This window comes from Bradyrhizobium sp. C-145 (assembly GCF_023375135.1).
In the GTDB taxonomy this organism is placed as follows: domain Bacteria; phylum Pseudomonadota; class Alphaproteobacteria; order Rhizobiales; family Xanthobacteraceae; genus Bradyrhizobium; species Bradyrhizobium zhanjiangense.
Genome location: NZ_CP088150.1, coordinates 4377450 through 4403050 on the forward strand (window position 1 = coordinate 4377450; position 25601 = coordinate 4403050).

The 25601-nt window shown below is 65.4% G+C and carries 22 protein-coding genes; 10 read left to right on the forward strand and 12 right to left on the reverse strand.

From position 1 onward, the window contains the following. Positions 1-241 precede the first annotated feature (241 nt). The 3 genes from pxpB to LRP30_RS20415 are packed head-to-tail and all read left to right on the forward strand — an operon-like array spanning position 242 to position 2810. Positions 242-973 carry a 5-oxoprolinase subunit PxpB gene (gene pxpB / locus LRP30_RS20405; RefSeq protein WP_249761486.1) on the forward strand — a complete coding sequence of 244 codons (732 nt, stop codon included), beginning with the start codon at positions 242-244 and terminating at the stop codon, positions 971-973. After that, entirely contained in the window at positions 970-2007 is a 1038-nt protein-coding gene (locus tag LRP30_RS20410) for a biotin-dependent carboxyltransferase family protein (RefSeq protein ID WP_249761487.1), read from the forward strand. Before pxpB ends, LRP30_RS20410 begins: the two co-directional genes overlap by 4 nt. Positions 2008-2039: 32 nt before the next feature. Then, on the forward strand, positions 2040-2810 hold the full coding sequence (locus tag LRP30_RS20415) for a 5-oxoprolinase subunit PxpA (protein ID WP_249761488.1): 771 nt from the start codon (positions 2040-2042) through the stop codon (positions 2808-2810). A gap of 24 nt (positions 2811-2834) precedes the next feature. Here the strand turns inward: LRP30_RS20415 and LRP30_RS20420 are convergent, their stop codons facing one another. From LRP30_RS20420 to LRP30_RS20445, 6 genes are all read right to left on the reverse strand, one after another. Continuing rightward, positions 2835-3788, reverse strand: coding sequence for an IS110 family transposase (locus tag LRP30_RS20420; protein WP_249761489.1), 954 nt, complete (start codon positions 3786-3788; stop codon positions 2835-2837). Positions 3789-4092: 304 nt separating this feature from the next. Next, positions 4093-4245, reverse strand: a complete 153-nt coding sequence (locus LRP30_RS20425) for a hypothetical protein (RefSeq protein ID WP_164934924.1) — start codon at positions 4243-4245, stop codon at positions 4093-4095. 205 nt (positions 4246-4450) lie between these two features. After that, positions 4451-6061 (reverse strand): sulfite reductase subunit alpha, encoded by a 1611-nt coding sequence (locus LRP30_RS20430; RefSeq protein ID WP_249761490.1) that lies wholly within the window; start codon positions 6059-6061, stop codon positions 4451-4453. Next, positions 6058-7842: a NirA family protein gene (locus LRP30_RS20435; protein ID WP_249761491.1), complete on the reverse strand. Its 1785-nt coding sequence runs from the start codon at positions 7840-7842 to the stop codon at positions 6058-6060. Before LRP30_RS20435 ends, LRP30_RS20430 begins: the two co-directional genes overlap by 4 nt. A gap of 336 nt (positions 7843-8178) precedes the next feature. After that, positions 8179-9342, reverse strand: coding sequence for a CmpA/NrtA family ABC transporter substrate-binding protein (locus LRP30_RS20440; protein ID WP_249761492.1), 1164 nt, complete (start codon positions 9340-9342; stop codon positions 8179-8181). Beyond that, positions 9339-9929, reverse strand: a complete 591-nt coding sequence (locus LRP30_RS20445; protein WP_008564898.1) for an ANTAR domain-containing protein — start codon at positions 9927-9929, stop codon at positions 9339-9341. The genes LRP30_RS20440 and LRP30_RS20445 overlap by 4 nt, the downstream gene beginning before the upstream one ends. A 111-nt stretch (positions 9930-10040) precedes the next feature. On the opposite strand from LRP30_RS20445, the gene rimO reads away from it, so the two are divergent. Beyond that, a complete protein-coding gene (gene rimO, locus LRP30_RS20450; protein WP_249761493.1) occupies positions 10041-11366 on the forward strand; it encodes a 30S ribosomal protein S12 methylthiotransferase RimO in 1326 nt (441 codons plus the stop codon). Between the two features lie 187 nt (positions 11367-11553). On the opposite strand, the gene LRP30_RS20455 is transcribed toward rimO, so the two are convergent. Further along, positions 11554-12495, reverse strand: a complete 942-nt coding sequence (locus tag LRP30_RS20455) for a hypothetical protein (protein WP_249761494.1) — start codon at positions 12493-12495, stop codon at positions 11554-11556. Between the two features lie 429 nt (positions 12496-12924). Between LRP30_RS20455 and LRP30_RS20460 the strand changes: the two genes are divergently transcribed. After that, positions 12925-14121 (forward strand): acetylornithine transaminase, encoded by a 1197-nt coding sequence (locus LRP30_RS20460; protein ID WP_249761495.1) that lies wholly within the window; start codon positions 12925-12927, stop codon positions 14119-14121. Between the two features lie 170 nt (positions 14122-14291). Here LRP30_RS20460 and LRP30_RS20465 read toward each other — a convergent pair whose 3' ends face one another. From LRP30_RS20465 to pcsA, 3 genes are all read right to left on the reverse strand, one after another. Further along, entirely contained in the window at positions 14292-15266 is a 975-nt protein-coding gene (locus tag LRP30_RS20465; protein ID WP_249761496.1) for a quinone oxidoreductase, read from the reverse strand. Positions 15267-15358: 92 nt separating this feature from the next. Further along, the gene (locus tag LRP30_RS20470) at positions 15359-16093 is read right to left on the reverse strand and encodes a TerC family protein (RefSeq protein ID WP_128941187.1); all 735 of its coding nucleotides are present in this window, start codon (positions 16091-16093) and stop codon (positions 15359-15361) included. After that, entirely contained in the window at positions 16090-16857 is a 768-nt protein-coding gene (gene pcsA, locus LRP30_RS20475; protein ID WP_128933842.1) for a phosphatidylcholine synthase, read from the reverse strand. Before pcsA ends, LRP30_RS20470 begins: the two co-directional genes overlap by 4 nt. Before the next feature lie 86 nt (positions 16858-16943). Between pcsA and LRP30_RS20480 the strand changes: the two genes are divergently transcribed. Further along, on the forward strand, positions 16944-18128 hold the full coding sequence (locus LRP30_RS20480; RefSeq protein WP_249761497.1) for a UbiH/UbiF family hydroxylase: 1185 nt from the start codon (positions 16944-16946) through the stop codon (positions 18126-18128). 224 nt (positions 18129-18352) lie between these two features. On the opposite strand, the gene LRP30_RS20485 is transcribed toward LRP30_RS20480, so the two are convergent. Next, positions 18353-19306: an AEC family transporter gene (locus LRP30_RS20485; protein WP_128933840.1), complete on the reverse strand. Its 954-nt coding sequence runs from the start codon at positions 19304-19306 to the stop codon at positions 18353-18355. 106 nt (positions 19307-19412) lie between these two features. On the opposite strand from LRP30_RS20485, the gene hspQ reads away from it, so the two are divergent. Then, complete coding sequence (hspQ, locus tag LRP30_RS20490) at positions 19413-19745, forward strand: heat shock protein HspQ (protein ID WP_091894475.1); 333 nt, start codon at positions 19413-19415, stop codon at positions 19743-19745. A gap of 77 nt (positions 19746-19822) precedes the next feature. On the opposite strand, the gene LRP30_RS20495 is transcribed toward hspQ, so the two are convergent. Further along, a complete protein-coding gene (locus LRP30_RS20495) occupies positions 19823-20641 on the reverse strand; it encodes an invasion associated locus B family protein (protein ID WP_128947036.1) in 819 nt (272 codons plus the stop codon). Between the two features lie 260 nt (positions 20642-20901). Here LRP30_RS20495 and LRP30_RS20500 point away from each other — a divergent pair, with 260 nt between their 5' ends. The 3 genes from LRP30_RS20500 (at position 20902) to LRP30_RS20510 (ending at position 25573) form a co-directional block, all read left to right on the forward strand. After that, on the forward strand, positions 20902-22758 hold the full coding sequence (locus LRP30_RS20500) for an extracellular solute-binding protein (RefSeq protein WP_249761797.1): 1857 nt from the start codon (positions 20902-20904) through the stop codon (positions 22756-22758). A 4-nt stretch (positions 22759-22762) separates the two neighbouring features. Beyond that, complete coding sequence (locus tag LRP30_RS20505; RefSeq protein ID WP_249761498.1) at positions 22763-24265, forward strand: class I adenylate-forming enzyme family protein; 1503 nt, start codon at positions 22763-22765, stop codon at positions 24263-24265. An 84-nt stretch (positions 24266-24349) separates the two neighbouring features. Further along, entirely contained in the window at positions 24350-25573 is a 1224-nt protein-coding gene (locus tag LRP30_RS20510; protein WP_128941165.1) for a GGDEF domain-containing protein, read from the forward strand. Positions 25574-25601: the final 28 nt, after the last annotated feature.

A 25601-nucleotide genomic window follows, 5' to 3' on the forward strand; every position in this document is an offset into this window, starting at 1 on the left:
GACGAGCTCCGGATGGGCGGGAAAGAACGCGCGCATCTTGCGAGCCGCAGCCCTTGCGTCAAGGGCCAAGAGGCTAGCAATAACGCAGGGCCGCTGGGCTATTATGCGACGCGATAACAAGGCCTTATCGCTTCCCCCAGCATTAATTTATTGGACTTGCGAGCGCATTTACGCGAAGCAGGAAGAAGCGGAACTCGAACGCCGGGGGCCGCATTCTTCAGAAGCCCGATTTCGACAGCTCATGGCCGCGACGCTTCCCCCGCCCCGCCTTCTGCCCAGTGGCGACAGCGCCGTCACGGTCGAGTTCAGCCGCACCATCGATGACGATGCCAACCAGCGCGTGCTGGCGCTCGACAAGGCGCTTGCAGCAAGCCCGATCGACGGCATCACTGAAGCCGTGCCGACCTATCGCTCGCTGCTGGTGCACTATGATCCCGGCAAAATCGGTTTCGATACGCTCGGCGACAAGCTGATCGCGCTCGCCAGCCAGAAGTTGCCGCCGGCGACAAAGGCGCGCCGCTGGCGCATTCCCGTCGCCTATGGCGGCGAGCACGGCATCGATCTCGAGGATGTCGCCAAGGCGCTGAGCTCCACGCCGGACGACATTGTCGCCCGCCACGTTGCCGGCGACTACAAGGTCGCCATGATCGGATTCACGCCGGGCTGGTCCTACCTCAGCGGCCTCGACAAATCCCTCCACATGTCGCGGCGGCAGAATCCGCGCGTGCTGACGCCCGCCGGCACGATCTCGATCGGCGGCGTCCAGGCCGGCATCCAATGCCTGGCCGCCCCGAGCGGCTGGCACCTTTTGGGCCGCACGCCGGTGCGGACCTATCAGCTCCACCGCAATCCGACCTTCCTCACCGAACCCGGTGATCGCGTGACGTTTTTCGCCATCGACCACAAGACGTTCGAGGAATTGGACCGCGCTGCGGAAGCTGGCGAGATCATCGCCGAGCAGGTGGTCGCATGAGCCGGCTCGTCGTCGCCAGCATCGGCCCTGCAAGCTCAGTCCAGGATGGCGGCCGCCACGGCGCGCAGCGCTACGGCCTGACGGTGAGCGGAGCGATGGACCGGCTGTCGCTTGCTGCGGCAAACACGCTTGTCGGCAACGGGCCGTTTGCGGCCGCAGTCGAGATCGGTCCATTCGGCGCCTCCTTCACCGCCTGTGATGGTGCCGTGCGCGTCGCGATTTCAGGCGCGCCGCGCAATGCGGATATCGCCGGAAATCCGATCGCGATGGACACATCGGTGACCTTGAAGGATGGCGAGACGCTGACGCTGGGCTTTGCCCGCGGCGGCGCCTTCACCTATCTCGCCATCGAAGGCGCCATCAAGGGCGAGGCGGTGTTCGGCAGCCTCGCCGTGAATGCGCGCGCGGGCCTCGGCAGCCCCTACCCGCGCCCGCTGCAGGCCGGCGACGAGTTCAGCGTCGATGCCGCCAGCGGCGCGAGCGAAGTGCGGATCGAATTGCCGAAGCCCGTGGGCGGCCCGATCCGTGTTCTGCTGGGTCCGCAGGACGACGAGTTCGACGATGCCAACAAGGCGCTGTTCCTGGACAGCGAGTGGAAGATCTCGGCGACCTCCGACCGCATGGGCTACCGGCTCGAGGGCCCCGTGATCAAGCATCTGCACGGCCACAACATCGTCTCCGACGGCACCGTCAACGGCAGCATCCAGGTGCCCGGCAACGGTGCGCCGATCGTGCTGATGATGGACCGCGGCACCTCCGGCGGCTATCCGAAGATCGCAACCGTGATCACGGCCGATATTGGCCGGCTGGCGCAGACCTCGGCGGGAACCGCATTCCGCTTCAAGGCCGTCAGTATGGCCGAGGCGCAGGACGAGGCGCGCAAATTCGCGCAACTGATCCGCAGCCTGCCCGATCGCCTGCGCTCTGCCGACACCGTCGCGCTCAACATCGAGGCGCTCAGCGATGCTAACGTTGCGGGCTATGCCGTGAGCGCCGTCGACGCAGGGACGTGGCAGGTCGCGGCGGAACCGTAAACGGCAACAAAGACCAGAGGCGGAGAGCACCCATGAAGACGATCGATCTCAATTGCGACCTCGGCGAAGGTTTTGGCGCGTGGGAGATGGGCAATGACGCCGCCATGATCGAGCTGGCGAGCTCGGTCAATGTCGCCTGCGGCTTCCACGCCGGCGACCCCGACATCATGCGCCGGACGGTGGAGCTGGCAAAGGCGCGCGGCGTCTCGGTCGGCGCGCATCCTGGCTACCGCGACCTGCACGGCTTCGGCCGGCATCCGATCGCCGGCCTGAAGGCCTCCGAGATCGAGAACCTCGTCGCCTACCAGATCGGCGCGTTGCAGGCGATCGCGACCGCGGCCGGCCACAAGGTCACCCATGTGAAGGCGCATGGCGCGCTCTCCAACGTCGCCTGCGAGGACGACATGACGGCGAAGGCGATCGCCGCCGGCATCAAGGCGGTCGATCCCAGCCTGATCTTCGTCGTGCTCGCCAATTCGAAGCTGGTGAAGGCCGGTGAAGCGGCCAATCTGCCGATGGTGCACGAGGTGTTCGCCGACCGCGCCTATGAGGACGACGGCAACCTCGTCTCGCGCAAGAAGCCCGGCGCGGTGCTGCACGATGCGAAAGTGATCGCCGATCGCGTCGTGCGCATGGTGCAGGACGGCGCGGTGGTCTCGGTGACGGGCAAGGTGATCAAGATGCGCACCGATACGGTCTGCATCCACGGCGACACGCACGGCGCGGTCGAGATCGCGCGCAGTGTGCGTCAGGCGTTGAAGGAAGCGGGAATCGAGGTCGCGCCGTTCAAGCGCGGGGCGTGAGGCACGGCGGTGCCGTAGCAACCATTAAACGCCGAGGAGTTTTTCAGTCCACGGCGTTCCGCGTTGCACGACGGTGTTGGCATAGATGAGCAGCTTGCGCGCGCATGCGACGAGAGCGGCATTGTGAGCCTTTCCGGCCGCAGTCAGGCGGGCATAGAGGGCCATGACGGCCTTATTCCAGCGGAAGGCCGCAGGCAGGGCTGCCGCAAACAGAGAGCGACGCAGGCGAGCGCGGCCGCCGGCGATACGGCGTTGGCCCTTGTACTGCCCGCTATCGTTGTCGAAGGGAGCCAGCCCGGCAAGGGCTGCGACTTCCTCCCGGCTGACACGGCCGAGTTCAGGCATGCGGACCAGGAGGGCCAGTGCCGTGCGCTCACCGATCCCGGGAATGCTCATCACGAGGTCAAGGCGGACAGCGAGATCGTGGTGAGCGCGTAGTTGCTTGGCGATGTGACGGATTTGGGAGAGCCGCCTTGCCTTCAACCGGGCAATGTCATCCAGCACGATGCGGCGTAGCCCAGGCTTATCGAGATGCTCGAGCCGGGTCTTGAAGCGCTTGATGTCGTCCTCGATCTGCTCGAGGAAGGTGAGCTGCTCGGCGAGCTCCGCCAAGCGCGGATCCGGCGCACTCCTCACCTCTTCGAGCGATGCCGCGCAGGCAGCAATCAGCGCGGCATCCAGCGTATCGTTCTTGGCGCGACGCAATCGGGAGCGGCCGAACGCCTTGACCTGGATCGGCTGCAGCACCAGCACGATGACGCCGGCCGCACGCAAATGCTCCACTACCCCACGCTCGTAACCGCCGGTCGCTTCGATCCCGACTCGCTTGACGCCAGCTTTGGTCAGCAGTTGCACCAGCTTCCGCCAACCGGGAAGGTCGTTGGCGACCTCCCAACCCTCGTCTCGACCATGAACTACAATGTCGAGCTTCGCCTTGGACGTATCGATTCCCGCTGTCGTCGTGCTAGTCTGTGCCATCTTCGTCGACCCTGCCTTGTGAAGCGAACCTGATTGTTCCGGCAACCATCCGGGTCCGATGAAGGTGCTGGCGCGATCCTGCTACGGGGCAGCCACAAACTGCTCAGGGTGGGCGCGATCCGATCGCCAGCGGCCTGCCGCGGGTTGCAGCCGCGGCAGGCCATTCCTCACGGAACACGCCGACAATATCTGATTGCGCTATTACAAGGGTGGGCAAAGCGGAGCGTGCCCACCAAGCCGGTCTCGCATGTTGAGAGATGGTGGGCACGGCGCTGCGCGCCTTTGCCCACCCTACGAAGTCCAATCAGAACGGATGCACCGAGAGCGTGCCGAACACGATCGCCGCGATGACGGCAAACGCGCTATAGAGAGCGGCATGATGCATGCTCGCCCCGGTCCGCCGCGAGAGCGAGCGCGCGTAGAAATGCAGCCTGGCTTCCGCCGATAGTTCGCGCATGGTCGATCTCCAACGCCCCATTTGTGGGATTATGAAGGATCAACCCTGGCGGGAGGCAAGACAGCAGCGCAAATAGCGATGCGCCTTCTCTGACGACGCCACGTCGCAGATGCAAATTCTCTCTACGTGCGGGTTCCGAGAATCTTATTCGTTCAAATCCGAGCCAGTTGGAACCGGCCCGGATGACGGTGTGGTGACAGCAGGCTTAGTAGACGTCAGCCTGGAAGCGGCCGGTCTTCTTGAGCTCGGCGACGAAACTGACGGCTTCGTCGGTCGAGCGCGCGCCGAACTGGGCGACGATGTCGACCAGCGCACGCTCGACGTCCTTGGCCATGCGCTTGGCATCGCCGCAGATGTAGAGATGCGCGCCTTCGGCAAGCCACGTCCACAGCTCACGTCCGACCTCGCGCATGCGGTCCTGCACATAAAACTTCTTCTCGCCATCGCGCGACCAAGCCAGCGACAGGCGCGTGAGCAGACCCGACGTCTTCATCGCGTTGAGCTCCTCCTGGTAGAAGAAGTCGCAATCGCTGCGCTGATGGCCGAAGAACAGCCAATTCTTGCCGGGCGCGCCGGTGGCCTTGCGGTCGAGCAGGAAGGCGCGGAACGGCGCGATGCCGGTGCCGGGGCCGATCATGATGACTGGCGTCTTCGGATCCTGCGGCAGGCCGAAGGCGTGTGCCTTCTGCACATAGACGTTGAGTTTCTCGCCTTCGGCAATGCGATCGCCGAGGAAGGTCGAGGCGACGCCGAGGCGCTTGCGCTTGCCAATCACGTAGCGGACGGAGTCCACCGTCAGCGACAGCTTTCCGGGCGTCGCGTTGTGCGAGGACGAGATCGAGTAGAGCCGTGGCTGGAGCGGCTCTAGCGCCTCGACGAAGGCCTCCGGGTGCGGCCGCGTGCCCGAAAACTTCTGCAAGGCCGCCATGACGTCGAGGGTGGCGGCATCGCCATCGGGATCCTCGCCCTGCGCCAGCGCCCGCGCCTTCTCGCGCTGCGCGCCGCCGGTGATGAAGGAGATCAATTCGAACAGCGTGTCGGGCGCCGGCGACAGCGAGACGTCGTCGATCAGAACTTCGCGCAGCGTCTTGCCGTTGACTTTGGTGGTGTGGGAGGCGCCGAGCAGCGCGATGATCTGGTCGACGAGGCCGACATCGTTGCGCGCGAACACACCAAAACTGTCGCCGACGACGTAGTCGAGCTTGCTCTCGGAGAGATCGAACTCGATGTGATAGGTTTCCTTCTCCGATTTCCCCTTGTTGAGCAGGCGGCGCGACAGGAAGGTTGCGGCAACAGGGTTGTCGCGTGAGCGCCCCGCCTCTGCGATCGTCACGGTCACGGCCGGCGCCGGAGCGTCCGCCTTGTCCGCCGCTTTGGCCACTGGCGCCTTGTCGAGCTCCTCGTACAGGGACTTCAGCATCCGCGCGGTTTCCTTGCCGCCGGGGACGCAGAGGTTGAGCCGTGCTTCGCTGCGGCTCGCGATCGCCTCCGAATAGTCGTGGCAATTGTAGCCGCACTGGCCGCAATCCTGCTGCGCCATCGCCGCCATCATCTTGCGGCGCACGGGGCGCCCCTCGGCGAGCTTCATCCGCTCAGCGATCGGCATGGTCTGGTCGTGCCATGGCGCTTCGCCGTCGTCGCCGTCACCGGCTCCGCCTTGCATGACGGCGGCACCCTGCTCCGCCGACAGCGGCGCGGCCACGTCGGGCGACAATAGCCCGGCGAAGAAGCCGTTCAGCCAGGAACGCTGCGCATCAGAGAACGGCGCGCTGGCGGGAATGATGTCGAGTTTCGGCGGAGGCGTGATCTGGTTCATGCGGACACCTGTGCATCGGCAAGCTTGCGCAGCGTTTCGCCGTCATGGCGGCGCGCAAAGGACAGGAAGGTTTCTTCGGGAGACGAGCGATGGGCGATATAGGCCTTGAGCAGTGCTTCGACCGTCTTCGGCGCGTCGTCGGCTTTGAGGTCGTGATAGACCTCCTGCCCGACGTCGGCGTCGGGGCCGAACCCGCCGCCGGTGAAGAGGTGATAGCCCTCGACCGTGTCCTCCTCGTTCACGGGCACGCGCGCGCCGATCAGCCCGATGTCGCTGATGTAATGCTGCGCGCAGGAATGGTGGCAGCCGGTGACGTGGATGTTGACCGGCTTGTCCATCGCGACGCGCGGCTCGCACCAGTCACCGATCTCGGCGGCATGGCGCTTGGTGTTCGCAGCGGCGAAGCGGCAGCCGGCATTGCCGGTGCAGGCGATCAGGCCGGCGCGGATGTGCGAAGCCTCGACCGCGAGCCCGATCTGCTTGATCGCGGCAACGGCGAGTTCGACATTCTCGTCGCGCACGCCCGAGATCAGCAGGTTCTGCCAGACCGTCAGGCGGACCTCGCCGTCGCCGAGGTCACGCGCGATCTTGGCGAGACCGCGCATCTGATCAGAGGTTAGCTTGCCGAGCGTCAGCGACACGCCGATCCAGTTGAGGCCGTCCTGCTTCTGCTTGTGCACGCCGACATGCGCCATGCGGTCCGCGGCCGGCCGCGGCGCAAACGCCTGTTCGGGCACGCGGGTGAACGGCGTCTTCAACCGCTCCTCGACCAGCTTGAGGAAGCCGTCATGGCCCATGCTGTCGAGTACGTATTTCAGCCGCGCCTTGTTGCGGTTGGTGCGGTCGCCATGGTCGATGAACACGCGCACGATTGCGTCCGCGACAGCGGTCGCCTGCTCCGGCTTGACGATGATGCCGGAATATTTGGCGAAATCCTTGTGGCCGGTGATGCCGCCAAGGCCGAGCCGGAACCAGACCCCGGGCTCGACGCCGAAGCCGTCTTTCACCTCGTAAGCCGTGAACGCGATGTCGTTGGTCTCCTCGAGCACCGCGATCCTGCCGGCGCCGTCGAAGGCGACGTTGAACTTGCGCGGCAAGCCGTAGAGCGAGCGATCGTTGAGGATGTGATAGTGCCACTCGCGCGCATAGGGCCGCGTGTCGATCAGCTCCTGCGGATCGATGCCGGCCGTCGGCGTTCCCGTCACGTTGCGGATGTTATCGGCGCCGGAGCCGCGCGAGCACAGGCCGAGATCCTGGATGCCCTCGATCAGCTTCACGGCATGCTTCGGTGGGATCTCGCGGAGCTGGAGATTGGCGCGCGTCGTGACATGGCTGTAGGGACCGCAGAGTTCGTCGGCGAGATCTGCAAGGCCGGACAGCTGCCAGTGCTTCATGATGCCGTTGGGAATCCGCAGGCGGCACATGTAGGAGTCCTGCGTCGGCGCGACATAGAAGATGCCGTAATAGCGCCAGCGGAAATTGTCCGCCGGGCTCGGCGGCGCGTTGTCGAGCGCCTGCTGGCGCAGCCGCGGATAGGCATCGAAGGGATGCTCGTCGCGCTTGAACTTCTCCTGGTCGGCGAGCTTCTTGCCCCCGGCGATGACCTTGTCCTGCGCCTTGATGTGCACGGCATCGGGGCCGGTGGGCTCGGCGTTCGCCTTGCCGGCACCGCCGCCGCCGAGACCGCGACCGACCCGGCTGATCTGCAGACCGGTCGTGAAGCCTTCGAGATAGCGTTTCTGCTCGTCGGTAAAGTCGACTGCGAGCGTATCGATTTTCATGGTCGGTAACGAAGCTCCTGCGGCCACCGAGGTGGCATCGACGGAAATTGGCGCGACCCGAAAGGCACCTTGCTGGCTCGAGAGCCGGCCTAGCCACCCAACGGTCCGATCAGCTTCGTTGCTGCGGGACTTGGCTCAGCAGTCACCTGTGACAAGCTGGCTGCAGTGCAACATTCAAGTTGCGTGCCAGCTTCGGCGAAATGAAAGATGTCGTGATTTCAAGAAATTAGCGGAGATCCCGGAACATTCCGAGCCCGAATTAGCTCATGAAATTCGAGCACTCGGCTCAAAATTTAGTCGATGAGCAAAATTGCACAAAAATTATGCAATAGCGAATCAGGCCTTCCAACGCCCCACTTCGAAGGCCTCAAGGTGCCCCAAAATGTTGTTGGCATCGAATACAGGCCCGGCGAAGGCCCCAAATGCCGCCGGGGCTTCCTCGGGCGGGCGGCGGCCGAGGGCCGCGTCGTAAAGGTCGGGCCTGAACACCGCCATGGCGGTCTTGACACCATCGGGGCTCAAGGCCGCCTGCCCCCACCGCACCATCTGCGCATAGAGCCAGGCAGCCTGGACCGGATCGGGGCGCCCTGCCTCCTCGCGTCCGACCAGGAGATAGCGGCCGCTCTCGCGGAAGGTGCCGTCCGGCGAAATCTTCAGGCGTCCCGTGAGGGTGCGCTGGATGACTTCGGCATCGACGCCGATCCGCTCGGGTTGCGCCAGAATCCGCGCCGCTTCGATCCGGTTTTCCGGATGCTCGATGAACTCGGCCGCCTTCATCGCCGCGCGCACGAGGCTAGCGACCACGTCCGGATGCTTGTCGGCCCAGACCTGGCGGACGGCCAGGACCTTCTCCGCCGCGCGCGCCAGGATGTCGGAGACGAAATGCAGGATGTGGCCGATGCCAAGATCGACCGCGATCGAGTTCCAGGGTGCACCGACGCAGAATGCGTCGACATGGCCGCTCTTGAGACTGTCCACCATGTAGGGGGGCGGCAGCACCACCAGGCGGACGTCCTCGTCCGGATCGACGCCGGCCGCCGCCATCCAGAACCGCAGCTGGTAATTGTGGGTCGAGAACGGAAAGGTCATGCCGAAGGTCAAAGGCTCCGCGCCGGCCTTGCGGCGCTTGGCGACCACCTTCGCCAGCGCCTTCGCGGTGACCATCGGATCGAAGCGGTCGCCGTCGATCTCCTCCATCAGCGCGGCATGCAGCGCCGGCGACACCGTGATCGCATTGCCGTTGATGCCGAGATTGAAGGGCGCCGCGATCGGCACCTTGACGTGGCCGAGCCCGAGCGAGGACGCGATCGCGACGGGGGCGAGCAGATGCGCGGCGTCGAACAGGCCGATATTGAGCTTGTCGCGGACGTTGGACCAGGACACCTCGCGCACCAGCTCGACCTCGAGCCCTTCGGCGGCGGTGAATCCCTTGTCGACGGCGACGATCAGGGCTGCGGCATCGACCAGCGGGATGAACCCGATACGGAGCGGTCCAGTCATTTCAGCATCTCCGATGCGGTGATGATCGACTGGGCGATCTCGCCGATTTTCTTCTTCTCGCGCATCGCAGTGGAGCGCAGCAGCACATAGGCCTCGTCCTCGGTCAGGCCCTTCACCTTCATCAGGATGCCCTTGGCGCGCTCGATGATCTTGCGATCCTCGAGCTGCGACTTGGTGCGCTCCAGCTCCTCCTGGAGCTTGGCGAAGGCGTTGAAGCGGGACACGCAGAGGTCGAGGATCGGCTTGATGCGCTCCTTCTTCAGCCCGTCGACGATGTAGGCCGATACCCCCGCCTCCACCGAGGCCTGGATCGAGGCGGAATCGCTCTGGTCGACGAACATCGCGATCGGCCGCTTCACGGCGCGGCTGACCTGGAACATCGCCTCCAGCACGTCGCGGCTGGGATTTTCCAGATCGATCAGGATGATGTCGGGATCGACCGCATAAATACGGGCAAGCAGGCTCTGCATCTCGCGGATATGGACGACCTGCGTGAATCCGGCCTCCCGCAATCCTTCCTCCAGGATCGCAGCCCGGATCGGGCTTTCGTCGACGATCACGATTTTGGGCGACTGTTCGGCGCTCATAGCTCACTCACCACCAGTGATTCATCCATAGCACGCCGGAACGCCCTGCAAAGGGTTGTAATTGTGGGCAATTGGGACTAGCTCAGGCCCGTCAATCAGGCAGTTTCAGATATGGATCAGACGGCTGCGCCCAAGGTCAGCTTCGTATCGCTCGGGTGTCCCAAGGCATTGGTGGATTCCGAGCGCATCATCACGCGCCTGCGCGCCGAGGGCTATGAGCTCGCCCGCAAGCATGATGGGGCCGACATCGTCATCGTCAACACCTGCGGATTCCTCGACAGTGCCAAGCAGGAATCGCTCTCGGCGATCGGCGAGGCCATGGCCGAGAACGGCAAGGTGATCGTGACAGGCTGCATGGGTGCGGAACCCGAGCAGATCGAGCAGGCCTATCCCGGCGTGCTCTCCATCACTGGCCCGCAGCAATATGAGAGCGTGCTCGACGCCGTGCACCGCGCCCTGCCGCCGGCCCACAATCCGCATCTCGACCTGGTGCCGCCGCAGGGCATCAAGCTGACGCCGCGCCACTACGCTTACTTGAAGATCTCCGAGGGCTGCAACAACCGCTGCACCTTCTGCATCATCCCGAAGCTGCGCGGCGACCTCGTCTCGCGCCCCGCCAACGACGTGCTGCGCGAGGCCGAGCGCTTGGTCGGTGCCGGCGTCAAGGAATTGCTGGTGATCTCGCAGGACACCTCGGCCTATGGTGTCGATCTCAAATACGCCGAGAGCCCGTGGAGGGATCGCCAGGTCCGCGCCAAATTCCTCGATCTCGCGCGCGAGCTCGGCGAGCTCGGGGCCTGGATTCGGCTGCAATATGTCTACCCCTACCCCCATGTCGACGAAGTCATCGCGCTGATGAATGACGGCAAGGTGCTGCCCTATCTCGACATCCCGTTCCAGCATGCGAGCCCCGAGGTGCTGAAGGCGATGAAGCGCCCCGCGGCGCAGGACAAGACGCTGGCGCGCATCAAGCGCTGGCGCGAGGAATGTCCAGATCTCGCCTTGCGCTCGACCTTCATCGTCGGCTTTCCCGGCGAGACCGATGCCGATTTCGCCTATCTGCTCGACTGGCTGGATGAGGCCGAGATCGACCGCGTCGGCTGCTTCAAATACGAGCCGGTTGCGGGCGCCACGTCGAACGCGATCGAGAATCCCGTGCCCGAAGAGGTCAAGCAGGAGCGCTACAACGCGCTGATGGCCCGCCAGCAAAAGATCTCTGCGCGCAGGCTGAAGCGCAAGATCGGCACGCGCCAGCAGATCATCATCGACGAGGTCGGCCCGACGGTGGCCAAAGGCCGCTCCAAGGCCGATGCGCCGGAGATCGACGGCGCGGTCTATCTCTCCAGCCGCCGCCCCTTGCGCATCGGCGAGATCGTCACGGCCAAGATCGAGCGCGCCGACGCATACGACCTGCACGGCAGCGTCGCGGGGTTCTGACGGCGTTTCGCTGTTGCGATCGGTCTAGCCGCGGGCTCGCTGCAACCTCTCCCGCTTGCGCGAGAGGTCGACGAAGCGCCGGGTGAGGGCTTTCTCCTCGTTGGTGTCTCTCTGCAGAGGCCCCCTCTCCCCAGCCCTCTCCCGCAAGCGGGAGAGGGAGCGGACCGTCGCTGGTGCTGCAGCTCTATCAAACCAGCCATTTCGGCACCCAGCGCTCCGGACGCGGTGCGCGGGCGAGATCGGCCTGTGCCTCGGATAATTTCGCCGGCTCACCCTCGATCGTCGGGCGCACATCGTATTCGAAATTCGGCATGATACGGCCGTCGGCATAGAGCCCGAAATGCATCGCGTACCACAGCCCGAGCTCGGGCTGGGCGCGGCGCATCTGCTCGCGCAAATCGCGCAGCAGGGATTCGATCGAGGCCGCTTCCTCGAATGGCTGCGGCCCGCGCGAAAGGACGCGCGCCTCGTACTGCTTGCCGACGATTGCGATCTCGAAGCGCGTCTGGTCCCAGGGCTTTTTACCCTTTGGAAGATGCGCCGCCAGCCGCCAGCCGAGCTCGGCCATCAGGCGGTGATTGGCCCAATAGTCCTCGCGATCGCGGCTCCACTTCTCCACGAAGCCGCGGAAATCGGGCAGCTCCGAAGATGCATCCTCGGGCGCCGCTATTTCGCCTGTCGGACGGCCAGCGAGCCACTGCGCGAGTTCGACCGTCTGGCACTCGACCTCGTCATGCGGCTTCAGATCGCTCCAGGCGTTGTCGAATTGCTGCGACGTCAGTTTTGCAAGCAGCCCGTCGAGGCTCGGCGCCAGCAATTCGTAGTCGCCCTCCGATCCCAGCCCCACGATCGGCGGATTGTCGCGGTCGAGACCGGCGCCATACCAGCCGCCGACTGCCGAGCCATCCGGCAACCGCATGAACAGCGAGAACCTGTCGCGCAAGGGACTGCCGTCGACGATCGGCGCATGATCGGAGAACTGGCCCTGCAGCGAGAAGCAGCCGACGCTGCCCCAGGGCCGCCCCTTCAGCCAACCGGCGAAGTCGAGCAACAGGGATGGCGCCTCGATGCCCGGCGGAAACGCGCCGCGGACGCTGTCGAGGTCGATCGGGTAAGGCGTGTCGGACAAGGCTGAATACTGTCTCGTTGGTCCCGGCCCCTCTTGGTCTGAGCCGCGGTGCGTCCGGTTCGAACCAATTCGCGTCCTTCAATCACAAACGCGCCAGCGGCGCGATGGTTGCTGGCCGGGCAATCGATGAGCTGCGAGTGACGTCCGGCTCTTCGCGCCGTTCCGACACACGCCGGGCGAGTGTTTCGCAAACCGTCCGCTTGACAAGCCTTGCCGTTCGGCTGTAGGGACGCGCCCCATGATCAACTCTCGGACCCACCGCCGCGCAGCTTTCCGTCGTCGCACCCGCGACGATGATGGGTTGCGCCATGTCCGACGACGCCGCTGATCGCCTGAATTCAGCAGAGTTTTCGAGAAGGCCGCACCCGCAAAGTGCGGCCTTCTTGCTTTTTCGCGCGTCTTTTCCACCCGCCTCCAGAGGAGTTCGACATGACCACCGCCACCCATCCGTATGATGCGCTGATGGACATCACTGCACGGCCCAAGGCCGTGTTCGTCCGCGGCGCCGGCTCCTACCTCTGGGACGACAGCCGCAAGCGCTATCTCGATTTCGTGCAGGGCTGGGCCGTCAACTGCCTCGGCCACTCGCCGCCCGCGATCGCCGATGCGCTGGCCGCGCAGGCCAAGCGGCTGCTGACGCCGAGCCCGGCCTTCTACAACGAGCCGAGCCTGAAGCTTGCCGAGGCGCTGGTCGATGGCAGCGCGTTCGATCAGGTGTTTTTTGCCAACTCGGGCGCGGAAGCCAATGAGGGCGCGATCAAGCTGGCGCGCAAATACGGCAGCCTGCACAGGAACGGCGCGTTCGAGATCATCAGCTTCGAAGGCGGCTTCCACGGAAGGACGCTTGCGACGATGTCGGCCTCTGGCAAGAAGGCGTTCGAGCCGCTGTTCGAGCCCAAGGTCGCCGGCTTCAAGAAGGCCAAACTCAACGACATCGCCTCGGTGGAGAAGCTGATCAACGACAACACCGTCGCTGTTATGCTCGAGCCGATCCAGGGCGAGTCCGGCGTGTGGCCGGCGACCGATCAGTTCCTGCAAGAGCTGCGCGCGCTCACCGAGGCGCACGGCCTGTTACTGATCTTCGACGAGATCCAGACCGGCATGGGCCGGACCGGAAAGCTCTTTCACTACGAGCACACGGGGATTTCGCCTGATATCATGACGCTCGGCAAGGGCATCGGCGGCGGCGTGCCGCTCGCCGCTCTGCTTGCGACCGAACGCGCCTCCTGCTTCGCGCACGGCGATCAGGGCGGCACGTTCAACGGCAACCCGATCATGTGCGCGGCAGGGCTTGCGGTGCTTCAGGAGGTCAGCAAGCCCGCCTTCCTGAAGGCGGTGACCGAGACCGGTCTCCTGCTCGAAAGCGAGCTGCAAAAGGTCTCGGCCCGGCACGGTCTCGGCGGCGTGCGGGGACGCGGGCTCCTGCTCGCGCTCGACCTCAAGCTGCCGATGGCGCCCGGCATCGTCGCGCAAGCGTTCGAAGCCGGCGTGCTCCTCAACGCGCCACAGGTCGACACGCTGCGGTTCATGCCGTCGCTGAACGTCACGAAGGGAGAGATCGCCGAGATGATCGATTGTCTCGACGGGATTTTGACCAAGGCGGGTGCAGCAAGACGGGTGGCCTAGGATCTGTCTCGTGCCCCGGACGCAGCGCAGCGCCCCTTCGGCGGTGCGCTGCAGAGCCGGGGCCCATCTCTCCGCAGCGTCCCGCGCCGCCTTCTCGGTCCCGGCTCTGCACAGCGGCGTAAGAACGCTGCAGCGCGTCCGGGACACGAGAGCGGATGATGACGGAAGAACTACGGCTTCAAGATCGACGCGCCCGTCGTCTTGCGGCTTTCCAGATCGATATGCGCCTTCGCGGCGTCCTTGAGCGCGTAGGCGTGGTTGATCGGCACATGCAGCTTGCCATTGATGACGGCGGCGAACAGCGTGTCGGCGCCTTCCAGCAATTCCGAGCGCTTGCCGACATAGTCGTTGAGCTTCGGCCGCGTCGCAAACAGCGAGCCGTGATTGTTAAGCTCGGCGATCGAGAACGGCGGCACGGGACCGGAGGCATTGCCAAAAGAAACAAACATGCCGCGCGGCCTCAGGCAGGACAGCGAGCCCGGGAAGGTGGCCTTGCCGACGCCGTCATAGACGACGTCGCAACCCTCGTTGCGGCTGATCTGCTTGACGCGCGCGACGAAGTCTTCCTCGTTGTAGAGGATGACGTGGTCGCAGCCATTGGCCTCCGCCAGCTCGGCCTTCTCGCGCGAGCCGACGGTGCCGATGACGTGGGCCCCGAGCGCGCTCGCCCATTGGCAGGCCAAGAGGCCGATGCCGCCGGCGGCGGCGTGGATCAGCACGCGATGATGCGGCTCGACCTTGAAGGTCTTGTGCAGGAGATACCACACCGTGAGCCCCTTCAGCATCAGCACGGCGCCCTGCTCGTGGGTGATGTGGTCGGGCAGCTTGACCAGCTTCTCCCAGGGGATGTTGCGCTCGCCGGTATAGGCACCGAGATTGTGGTAGTAGGCGACGCGGTCGCCGGGATGGAAATGCGTCACGCCGGGCCCGACCGCCATGACCTCGCCCGAGGCCTCGTTGCCGGCGATGAAGGGCAGTCCCGGCGCCTTGTAGAGGCCGGTGCGGTAATAGACGTCGATGAAGTTCAGACCAACCGCGTGCTGGCGGATGCGCACTTCGCCCGGGCCCGGCGCCGGCACGTCGACGCTCTCATAGACCAGGGCTTCAGGGCCTCCGACCTGGTGCACACGGACGGCTTTGGTCATCACCTGACCTCCTCGTTGTCTTGCTCTCGGCCTACTCGCGAACAAGCGAAAGACATCGCGCCCGCCTTGTCAACTCGACGCAATTGGAACGGCTAGACCGACGGCGCGCCGGCTTTCCTGCGGTTGCGCTTGGCCAGCACGTTGAAGAATTCGACCGCCGCCGAGAACGCAATCGCGAAATAGATATAGCCGCGCGGAATGTGGAATTGGAATCCGTCCGCGACCAGCGCGACGCCGATCAGCACCAGGAACGCCAGCGCCAGCATCTTGGTGGTCGGATGCTCCGCGACGAATCGCGAGACCGGGCCCGACGAAATGTACATGATCAGGCAGGCGATCACGACGGCCGCGATCATGATCTCGATGTCCTGCGCCATGCCGATCGCGGTGATGATCGAATCCAGCGAAAACACGATGTCGATGATCACGATCTGGACGATCACCCAGAAGAAGGCGTTGCCGGCGGACTTCTCGTCGCCCTCGCCGTCGTCGGCTTCGACCTCGCCGTGGATCTCGTGCGTCGCCTTGGCGATCAGGAACAGGCCACCGCCGATCAGGATGAGGTCGCGCCAGGAGAAGCCGTAGCCGGCGAACGAGAACACCGGCGCGGTCAGGCCGATCAGCCAGACCAGGAGGCTGAGCAGGATGATGCGGAACACCAGCGCCAGCGCGAGCCCGATCTGGCGGGCGCGGTGCGCCTGCTTCTCCGGAATGCGCGAGACGATCACCGACAGGAAGATGACGTTGTCGATGCCGAGCACGATCTCGAGCGACGTCAACGTCAGCAGCGCGGCCCAGGCTTCGGGGCTGGTGAGGAGATGCATCATGCGAAGGATTTTACCAGTCGTATCAGGGCATCGCTGAAGCTGATCCAGAGCGCGATGGCGCAGAGCACCACAGTCACGCCGGTGCCGACGCGGAAATCCATCTGCAGCACGTAGAGGCCGAGCAGCGCCCAGATCGCGATCAGCGACATCGTCAGCCAGCGCAGCCGCACGACGCGGACCGGATGCAGCACGTGGAACGGCACGAAGGTCAGCACGACGAGCGCGGCGACCAGCAGCGTCGACCAGAGCGGCGGCCAGTGCAGCAGGAACAAATAGAACGCTGCCGCATTCCACAGCGCCGGGAAGCCGCGGAAATGATTGTCGTCCGCCTTCATGCGCAGATCGGCGAAATATAATGCGCTGGTGACGATGATGGCGACGCCGAGCAAGGGAGCTGCGACCGGCAGCAACAGCCCGCTGGCCACGATCGCGTAAGCCGGCACGAAGACATAGGTGACGAAGTCGACCACGAGATCGAGCACGTCGCCCGACCAGTTCGGCTGCACGTTCTTGACGTCGAGCCGGCGCGCGATCGGACCATCGATCGCATCGATGATCAGAGCGACGCCCAGCCACTGAAACATCGCCGCCCAGTGCTCGCGCACGGCCTCCAGCATCGCCAGCAGCGCGACCGCCGCACCGAACGCGGTGAAGATGTGCACCGAGAACGCCGCAGCGCGGATCGCGGGGGTGGGCTTCAGGGAATCCTCTTGGCTGTCCATGGCTTCTGCTACCAGAATGACACCGATTTGCACATCCGCCATTGCGACGCGCGGCCGCGCAATTCGTCATAAAATCAAGCAAAATCAGCGGGCTTGAATTTGCCGCGGGCCATGTCAAATGTCGTTCCATGACAGACGCATCGACACTCCATGACACCGCCGTGATCGGCGGCGGTCCGGCGGGACTTGCAGCGGCGATCGCATTGGCGCAGGCGGGTGCGCGGACCGCGCTGGTGGCGCGGCGCGTGCCCTATGCCGACAACCGCACCACCGCGCTGCTCGGTGCCTCCGTCGATCTCCTGGAGCGCCTCGACGTCTGGTCGCGCTGCAAGGACAAGGCGGCCGCGCTCGAGGTCATGCGGCTCGTCGACGATACCGGCCGGCTGTTCCGTGCCCCGGAGGTCCGGTTCTCCTGTCACGAAATCGGTCTCGACACGTTCGGCTACAACATCGACAACCGTTCGCTGATGCTGGCGCTCGAAGAACGCGCGGCCGAATTCCCCCAGCTCGTCCGTTTCGACGACGAGGCGGAAAGCATCTTGATCGAGGCCGGCGACGTCGCCATCCGCACGGCCTCGGCACAATTCCTCTCGGCCCGGCTCGTGGTCGGCGCCGACGGTCGGCACTCGCTGTGCCGCGAGGCGGCCGGCATCGCCGTGACGCGGCGCGAGCTGACGCAGACCGCGCTGACCTTCAACGTCGGCCATGCGCGGCCGCATCGCAATGTCTCGACCGAGTTCCACACGCCGCATGGTCCCTGCGTGTTCGTCCCCCTGCCCGGCGACCGCTCCAGCATCGTGTGGGTCGCCGCGCCCGCCGAAGCCGAACGGCTGCGCGGCCTGGGCGACGAGGAGCTGTCCGCCGCGATCGAGAAGCAGTCGCATTCGATTCTGGGACGCATGACGGTCGAGCCCGGGCGCAACCTGTTCCCGCTGGCGATCGAGCGTCCAAAATCCTTTGGCCGTGACCGTATCGCGCTCGTCGGGGAAGCGGCCCATGTGGTTCCCCCGATCGGCGCCCAGGGCCTCAATCTCGGCCTGCGCGATGCCGCCGACATCGCCCGGCTCGCGGGCGAAGCCGTCGCAGCGGGCCAGGATCCCGGCGCGTCCGACGTGCTCAAGCGCTACGACCGGGCGCGGCGTCCGGACATTTTGAGCCGCACCTTTGCGATCGACATCGCCAATCGCTCGCTGCTCAACGATTTCCTGCCGCTCCAGCCGGTCCGCGCCGTCGGCATGCACCTGCTCGGCGCCATCGGCCCACTCCGGCGTTTTGCGATGCGCGAGGGCCTGACGCCGACGTGGCGGCGATAGGGAGTCTACCAAGCCTGAATGGCGTGAGGGTGGATTCACGGCGGGCTCGGTGCACCTCTCCCGCTTGCGGGAGAGGTCGGTGCGTAGCACCGGGTGAGGGTTTTCGCCGCGTCGGATTTTCTCCGCCCTCTTCGGACAATCCCAACGCGGGACACCCCCTGCCCAACCCTCCCTCGCAAGCGGGAGAGGGAGCGCACCATTCGTGTTGCCAGCAGTTCCGCCGCTTACGGAAACATCAGCCGCCCGCTCTGGATCGCCCACATCACGCTGGTCAGCGTGACCACGGATGCGAAGGTGCCGAGCAGCACCGCGACGGATGCGGATTCGATCCACGCATCGTTCTGGCGGGCGATCACGAACACATTCAGCGCTGGCGGCAATGAGGCCATCAGCATCGCAGTCGCGGCCCAAGGCTGCGCGAACGGGCCGAACGCCAGCATCAGGCCGAACGCCGTGAGCGGATGGATCAGCAGCTTGACCGCGATCACGCCCGGCACCTCCCACGGCACCCGGTCGAACGGACGCAGCGCCACGGTCACGCCGAGCACGAACAGCGCAGTCGGAGCAGCAGCGTTCTGGAGGAACGTGATGGTGCGATCGAGCGCGACCGGCAGCTCGATATGCAGCGCCGCCACCGCCGCGCCAAAACAGGCCGACATAATCAGCGGGTTGAGCACGATCTGCTTCAGCACCACGCCGAAGGCGTGCACGAGCGAGGGATGGTCGCGATCGGACAGCTCGATCAATAGCGGCACGATCGTGAACAGGAAGATGCTGTCGCAGCAGAAGATCAGCGCGGTCGGCGCCGACGCCTTCGGCCCGAGCACCGCAAGCGCCAGGCCCGGTCCCATATAGCCGATATTGCCGTAGCCACCGGAGAGGCCCGCGAGCGTCGCCTCACGCAGCGACAGCCGGCCGAGCATCTTGCCGACCACCAGCGCCAGCGTGAACGCCGCAACCGTCGACAGCGTGGTCGCGACCAGGAACGGAGGATTGTTCAATTCCGCAAACGGCGTCTTCGACATGATCGCGAACAACAGCGCCGGGAGCGAGACGTAGAGCAGGAAGAAGTTCATCCAGGCGAGGCCCGATTCCGGCAGGGATTTGGTCTTTCCGCAGGCGAATCCGACGAAGATTAAGCCGAAATAAGGTAGAGCCAGATTGAGGATATCGACCATTATTGAAGTGTTTTCTGAAGACTTGGGGGCTATGCGCCCCTGACGCGAAGGTTAATTCCGGATAAGGCCACTAGCATCGGCCACAATCCTGGTCTATCGACGGGGGATGATTAAAGCGCGGACAGCCAAATTCCAGATCGGACAGGTCGTGCGCCACCGGATCTTCTCGTTCCGGGGCGTGATCTTCGACATCGATCCGGAATTCAACAACACCGAGGAGTGGTGGCTGTCGATTCCCGAGGAGGCGCGGCCCCACAAGGACCAGCCGTTCTACCACCTGCTCGCGGAGAACGCGGAGTCGGAATACGTAGCCTATGTCTCGGAGCAGAATCTGTTGCCCGACGATTCCGGTGAGCCGGTCCGGCATTCACAGGTCGCCGAGATCTTCATCAAGGACAAGGCCGGCGGCTATCGCCCGCGCAATCCGTCGCTGAACTGAAATTCGCCGCCAGCAAGCGGCCAGTAAAAAAGGCGCTCGAAACGAGCGCCTTTTTCATGTTCGGGATGTGATCCCGATTACTTCTGACCAGCCGCAGCTGTGCCGGGAGGCGTGCCCTGCTGCTCGAGCTTCTTGCGCTGCTCCTCGGCCTTCTTCTGAAGCTCTTCCTGGAGCTTCTTCTGGGTTTCCTCGAACACCTTCGGATCGGTCGGCGGACCGTCATAGGCCTTCTGGAATTCGCCGGCGAGCGGCAGCGGCAGCGTCAGCGGCGCGCCGTTGGCGTTGATCGCCTGCACAACGAGATTCTGGCCCTTCTTCATGCTGTTGATGAGCTCGGGCGTGGCCTCGTAGTCCGACATGCAGCCGTTCTGGAAGCAGATCACATACGGTTGCTGCAGCGGCGCGTTGCTGTCCACGATGATGCGGGTGCCGTGCACCAGCTGCATGCCGAGCGGCAGTGTCACGCGCAGGATCTTCTTGGGCTCGCCTTCCGGCTCGATGATCACGGCGGCAATGACCGGCTGGCCCGACTCGATGCGACCATCCTTGCCGGTGAAGCAGACCTGCTTGGCGTTGGCGTCCTGGCCCTTCAGGCAGAACTTGGTCCAGGGGGCATAGATCAGCTGGATCTGCTGATCAGCCGGCTGCGCTGCGCCCTGCTGCGCCGGCGCGCCCTGAGCGGGAGGCTGCTGGGCCTGCGGAGACGCTGCGGGCGCCGGAGCCTTGGGGGCAGCCTTCGGAGCGGCTTTTGGGGCCGGAGCCGCCTTGGGGGCACCTGGGGCCGGCGCCGGGGTCTGGGCCTCGGCGGCAAACGGAACGGCCAACGCCGTCGCCGTCAACAAGGCGAGAAGTCGCCCGCGCGGCCGGACGGACGCGGCCAAGTAACGAAAATTCATTGCGGAAAACCCTTTCTGAACGGGAAGTGCCCGAACCGCTCCGAAGCGCCGAACCTGGCCGCCTTGGGCGCGGCTCTCTCCCCGTCAATTGAGGCGGATAAGTGACGGGCTCGGCGCTCTTGCGCGATTGACCGCCTTCTTAACGTGGCCGACGAAAAGATCAATGCCGACAAGCGTCTTTGGCCACATCCACAGCTGCACCCAGTGAAATTCCCTGTGATAGGATTCAGGCCCGCCGGTCCTCGAATCAACGTGTGCCGATGTTCATGTTCCAGCGCCTCTTCGAGGGCCCCGGACGCCGCCTTTGCCGTCTCGCCCCGGCCCTCGTTTTGGCCCTCTCCGTCGGGCTGTCGGCAGGCGGCGTGCGTGCCGAGGAAGCCCATGCCATCGCCATGCACGGCAAGCCGGCGATGCCTGCCGATTTCACCCACGTGCCCTACGCCAATCCGGATGCCCCGAAAGGCGGACGCTTGACGTGGGGCGTTCTCGGCACCTTCGACAGCCTCAATCCCTTCATCGTGAGAGGGTTGGCCGTGCAGCAGGTGCGGAGCTACGTGGTCGAGAGCCTGCTCGCGCGCGGCCAGGACGAGCCGTTCGCACTTTATGGTCTGCTCGCCAGGACCGTCGAAACCAACGACGACCGGACCTTTGTCACGTTCCACCTCGATCCGCGCGCCCGCTTCTCCGACGGCAAACCCGTGCTCGCCGAAGACGTGCTGTTCTCCTGGCAGCTCTTGCGCGACCACGGCCGTCCCAATCACCGCCAGTATTACGCCAAGGTCGCGAAGGCCGAGGCGCCCGATCCCCTCACTGTCCGCTTCGACCTCACCGATGCCAATGACCGCGAGCTGCCGCTGATCCTCGGCCTGATGCCGATCCTGCCGAAGCATGCAGTCGATGTCGCCAGTTTCGAGGAGACGACGCTGACGGGCCCGGTCGGCTCCGGTCCCTATCGCGTCACGGCGGTGAAGCCCGGCGCCAGCGTGACGCTGACCCGCAACCCCGACTATTGGGGCCGTGATTTGCCGATCAATCGCGGGCTCTACAATTTCGACGAGATCAGGCTCGACTATTTTCGCGAGGCCAACGGCCAGTTCGAGGCGTTCAAGCGCGGTCTCTATGATTTCCGTGTCGAACACGAGCCCCTGCGCTGGCACGACGGCTATGATTTTCCGGCCGCCAGAAGCGGCGAAGTGATCCGCGACACCATCAAGCCGGGGGTGCCGCAGCCTTCGGAATTCCTGGTGTTCAACACCCGCCGTCCGATCTTCGCCGACATCCGCGTCCGTCAGGCGCTGACGCTGCTATTCGATTTCGAGCTGGTCAACCGCAACTATTTCTTCGGGCTCTATTCGCGCGTCGCCGGCTATTTCGCCGGCTCGGAACTATCAGCCTACGGCCGCCTTGCGGATGCGCGCGAGCGTGAGCTGCTGAAACCCTTCGCCGCGCAAATCCCGCCCGACATCATGGACGGCAGCTACCGCCTGCCGGTCACCGACGGCTCGGGGCGCGACCGCACGACGCTGCGCGCCGCGCTGAAACTGTTGTCAGAGGCCGGCTACGATCTCGACGGCGGCGTGATGCGCAACCGCGCGACCAAGGCGCCCCTCACCTTCGAGATCATGGTCACGACCCGCGACCAGGAGCGCATTGCACTCGCCTTCCAGCGCGACCTCAAGCGCGCCGGCATCGAGGTGGCCGTCCGCTCGGTCGATCCCGTCCAGTTCGACCAGCGCCGGCTCGCTTACGAGTTCGACATGATCCAGAACCGCTGGGACCAGTCGCTGTCGCCCGGCAATGAGCAGTATTTCTATTGGGGCAGCGCAGCCGCCGACAATCCGGGGACCCGCAACTACATGGGCGCCAGGGATCCTGCCGTCGATGCCATGATCGCCGCCCTGCTGGAGGCCCGTGAACATACGGATTTCGTCTCGGCGGTGCGCGCGCTCGACCGCGCTCTGATCGCGGGCTTCTACACAATCCCCCTGTTTAACGTATCCGAGCAATGGATCGCGCGCTGGAATCGGATAGAACGGCCCAAGGCCACTTCGCTGTCCGGCTATTTGCCGGAGACCTGGTGGTCGAAGGGGCAGCCGCAAGCTCATCAAGCAAAGTGACGCCGTGAACCAGCCAGCAACATCGCCGACGCTCGACACGCTGTTTCAGCGCACGCTGACCCGGCAGCCGCACGCGCTCGCTTTGCTCGATCCCCTCAACAAGGCGCGCGTGACCGGGCACCAGCCGCGGCGGATGACCTACGCCGAGGCCGATACGGCGATCGAGGCACTGTCGGCGTATTTCGTGGAATCCGGCCTGCCGGCCAATTCCGTCATCGCGATCCAGCTGCCCAACACGGTCGAGTTCGTGCTGACGGTGCTCGCCGCCCATCGCGCCGGCCTCGTCGTCGCCGTGCTGCCGCTGCTGTGGCGGCACGCGGAACTGACCGCCGCGCTCAACCGCACCGCCGCGCGCGCCATCGTTACCATGAGCACGGTCGACGGTGTCAGCTATGCCGACCTTGCGATGCATGCGGCGGCCGAAGCCTTCTCGATCCGTCACGTCTGCGGCTTCGGCACCGATCTGCCCGAAGGCATGGCTTCGCTCGACGGCGTGCTGGCCCGCCCGCCCGGCACCACGCGCACCGTGATCCAGGACGGCCGCAAGGCGGCGATGATTTCCTTCGACGTCACCGCGGAAGGTTTTCGCCCGGTGCCGCGGCCGCATTTCAGCCTGATCGCCGGCGGGTTGGCGATGTCGCTCGAAGCCGACGTCAAGCAGGGCGCGACCGTGATGGCGGCGTTCGCGCCGATGTCGTTCGCGGGGCTGGCCTCTTCGCTCGCAGTGTGGCTGCTCTCGGGCGGCACGCTGGCGCTGCATCATCCCTTCGAGAGCGAAGTGCTGGAGCAGCAGATCAACCAGCACGAATGCGAGGTGCTGATCGCACCTGCCCAGCTCGCGCTCCGCCTCGGCGATTCCGATCTCGCGGCGCGGATGCCCACCTTACGCAACGTCATCGGCCTCTGGCGCGCGCCCGAGCAGGTCGCCGCAAGCGATGCCTGGATCGCGCCGCATGCGCCGCTCACGGATGTCTATCTGTTCGGCGAGGCCGGCCTGTTCGGCGCCCGCCGCGGCGAGGACGGCATGCCTGTCGCGGTGATGCCGGGGCCGCATGGCGCCCCGCGCGAGCAGTCCGGCTCCTCCATCGCCGGCGAGATCCTGCTGACCCCGAAGGGAACGCTCGGCCTGCGCGGGCCGATGGTGCCGATCGCGGCCTACGCGCCGCCGCAGCCGGTCGGCGAGACGTTGATCGCGCAGCCGCCGCGCGACTATGTCGACACCGGCTATGCCGCCCGGCTCGACCGTCCGAGCGGCGCGATCTGCATCACCGCGCCGCCCTCCGGCATCATGGCCGTCGGTGGCTACCGGTTCCTCTCCAACGATCTCCAGGAATGGGCCCGCCGGCTCGGGCAGGGTGCCCTGCTCACCGCGCTGCCCGACCGCCTCTCCGGCCACCGGCTGGCGGGCCGGGCCCAGGACAATGTCCGCGCCCGCGAGGCGCTCAGCGAGCTCGGGCTTAACCCCCTGATGGTCGAGGCTTTTCGCGACCGCTCGGGGCCGGTCTAGGCCCAGTTTCACCCGTTCCGTTGACGCCGCATTAAGGCGGCCAAACTAGATTGCGCGGCACCTGTTGCGTGATCAGAGTTTGCAATGTCCCAGGCGGGCCCGATCCTGTTTGTGTCCAATGTCGAACGGCCGCCCTTCATTGCGGCGCTGGACGAGGCCAGGCTCTTTCCCGTGGTCGACACCGACTGGGCCAGCGCCGCACGCGCGGTCGAGCAGGTGCAACCGGCCGCGGTTCTCGCGGCGATGCATGCCGGACACGAGCCGCACATCGCTCCGCTCGCGAAGAAGATCGCCAGTCAATCGCCCTACCTTCCCTTCGTGGCCATGGATGCCGCGGGCACGCTGCCTCCCAACGCCCTGCCCTTCGCCTCACGCAGCGGCAATCCCGACCGCCTGATCGCGCGGCTCCGCGCCGCGCTGCGTGTGCGCACCCTTCATGCCACCGTGCTGCGCCGGCTGCCGGAGGCGACGGTCTCGCTGCCTGAGGCCGATCCCGCACGCGATGCCACCGTGCTCCTGATCGGCCGTGGCGAGACCTATCCTGCGCTCTCGGTCGCGCTCGGCGAACGCGTCGGCGTCATCGGCGCGCTCTCGATCGAAGCCGCCGCCAAGCATCTCAACACCCGCGATCTCGACGGCGTCGTGCTCGCCGAAGGCTTTACAGCGCGCGTCGCCGATGCCTTCCTGACGGTGCTCGCCGAGGATACCCGCTTCCGCAACCTGCCCGTCGTCGTCACCGCACACCAGCTTGCGCAGAGCTACGATCTGCCCAATCTCGAGCTGATCTCCGGCGAGCCGGTGAAAGTCGCCGCCAATGCACTACCGCTGATCCGCCAGCATGCGATGGAAGCGCAGCTGAGCCGCACGCTGCGCTCGATCGACGCCGGCGGCTGGCTCGATCCGCGCAGCGGCCTGCTCACGGTGGAAGCCTTCGCCCGCGATTTTGCCAAGGCGGTGGAGCAGACGCTGGCCCGCGGCGGCGGCCTCTCCGTCGCCCGCTTCGCCTTCGATCCCAATAACCCCCGCGCCCAGTTAGATGCCGCGCGCATCCTCAGCCGCCTGATGCGGCAGATGGATTTTGGCGCGGCACAGAAGGACGGCTCGGTGATCGTGGTGTTCGCGGAGACCGACTTCCGCACGGCGCACATGATTGCGCGCCGGCTGTCCGCGGTGATGCGGCATACGTCGAACGGCAAGCACGAGATGCGCAGCGATCCCGTGGTCAGCGTGGACTCGCTGTCACCGTCGGATACGGCACGGTCGCTGCTGGCGCGGCTGTCGGCCGATGCGTCGCGCGCGGCGTCGTAGTTTTCTCGCCGGCTGGCGCAACAAGCAC

What these genes read in the sequence shown, in the direction of transcription:
- pxpB (WP_249761486.1), top strand. Translation starts at nt 242, where the DNA reads ATGGCCGCGACGCTTCCCCCGCCCCGCCTTCTGCCCAGTGGCGACAGC.
- LRP30_RS20410 (WP_249761487.1), top strand. Translation starts at nt 970, where the DNA reads ATGAGCCGGCTCGTCGTCGCCAGCATCGGCCCTGCAAGCTCAGTCCAG.
- LRP30_RS20415 (WP_249761488.1), top strand. Translation starts at nt 2,040, where the DNA reads ATGAAGACGATCGATCTCAATTGCGACCTCGGCGAAGGTTTTGGCGCG.
- LRP30_RS20420 (WP_249761489.1), bottom strand. Translation starts at nt 3,788, where the DNA reads ATGGCACAGACTAGCACGACGACAGCGGGAATCGATACGTCCAAGGCG.
- LRP30_RS20425 (WP_164934924.1), bottom strand. Translation starts at nt 4,245, where the DNA reads ATGCGCGAACTATCGGCGGAAGCCAGGCTGCATTTCTACGCGCGCTCG.
- LRP30_RS20430 (WP_249761490.1), bottom strand. Translation starts at nt 6,061, where the DNA reads ATGAACCAGATCACGCCTCCGCCGAAACTCGACATCATTCCCGCCAGC.
- LRP30_RS20435 (WP_249761491.1), bottom strand. Translation starts at nt 7,842, where the DNA reads ATGAAAATCGATACGCTCGCAGTCGACTTTACCGACGAGCAGAAACGC.
- LRP30_RS20440 (WP_249761492.1), bottom strand. Translation starts at nt 9,342, where the DNA reads ATGACTGGACCGCTCCGTATCGGGTTCATCCCGCTGGTCGATGCCGCA.
- LRP30_RS20445 (WP_008564898.1), bottom strand. Translation starts at nt 9,929, where the DNA reads ATGAGCGCCGAACAGTCGCCCAAAATCGTGATCGTCGACGAAAGCCCG.
- rimO (WP_249761493.1), top strand. Translation starts at nt 10,041, where the DNA reads ATGGATCAGACGGCTGCGCCCAAGGTCAGCTTCGTATCGCTCGGGTGT.
- LRP30_RS20460 (WP_249761495.1), top strand. Translation starts at nt 12,925, where the DNA reads ATGACCACCGCCACCCATCCGTATGATGCGCTGATGGACATCACTGCA.
- LRP30_RS20465 (WP_249761496.1), bottom strand. Translation starts at nt 15,266, where the DNA reads ATGACCAAAGCCGTCCGTGTGCACCAGGTCGGAGGCCCTGAAGCCCTG.
- LRP30_RS20470 (WP_128941187.1), bottom strand. Translation starts at nt 16,093, where the DNA reads ATGATGCATCTCCTCACCAGCCCCGAAGCCTGGGCCGCGCTGCTGACG.
- pcsA (WP_128933842.1), bottom strand. Translation starts at nt 16,857, where the DNA reads ATGGCGGATGTGCAAATCGGTGTCATTCTGGTAGCAGAAGCCATGGAC.
- LRP30_RS20480 (WP_249761497.1), top strand. Translation starts at nt 16,944, where the DNA reads ATGACAGACGCATCGACACTCCATGACACCGCCGTGATCGGCGGCGGT.
- LRP30_RS20485 (WP_128933840.1), bottom strand. Translation starts at nt 19,306, where the DNA reads ATGGTCGATATCCTCAATCTGGCTCTACCTTATTTCGGCTTAATCTTC.
- hspQ (WP_091894475.1), top strand. Translation starts at nt 19,413, where the DNA reads ATGATTAAAGCGCGGACAGCCAAATTCCAGATCGGACAGGTCGTGCGC.
- LRP30_RS20495 (WP_128947036.1), bottom strand. Translation starts at nt 20,641, where the DNA reads ATGAATTTTCGTTACTTGGCCGCGTCCGTCCGGCCGCGCGGGCGACTT.
- LRP30_RS20500 (WP_249761797.1), top strand. Translation starts at nt 20,902, where the DNA reads ATGTTCATGTTCCAGCGCCTCTTCGAGGGCCCCGGACGCCGCCTTTGC.
- LRP30_RS20510 (WP_128941165.1), top strand. Translation starts at nt 24,350, where the DNA reads ATGTCCCAGGCGGGCCCGATCCTGTTTGTGTCCAATGTCGAACGGCCG.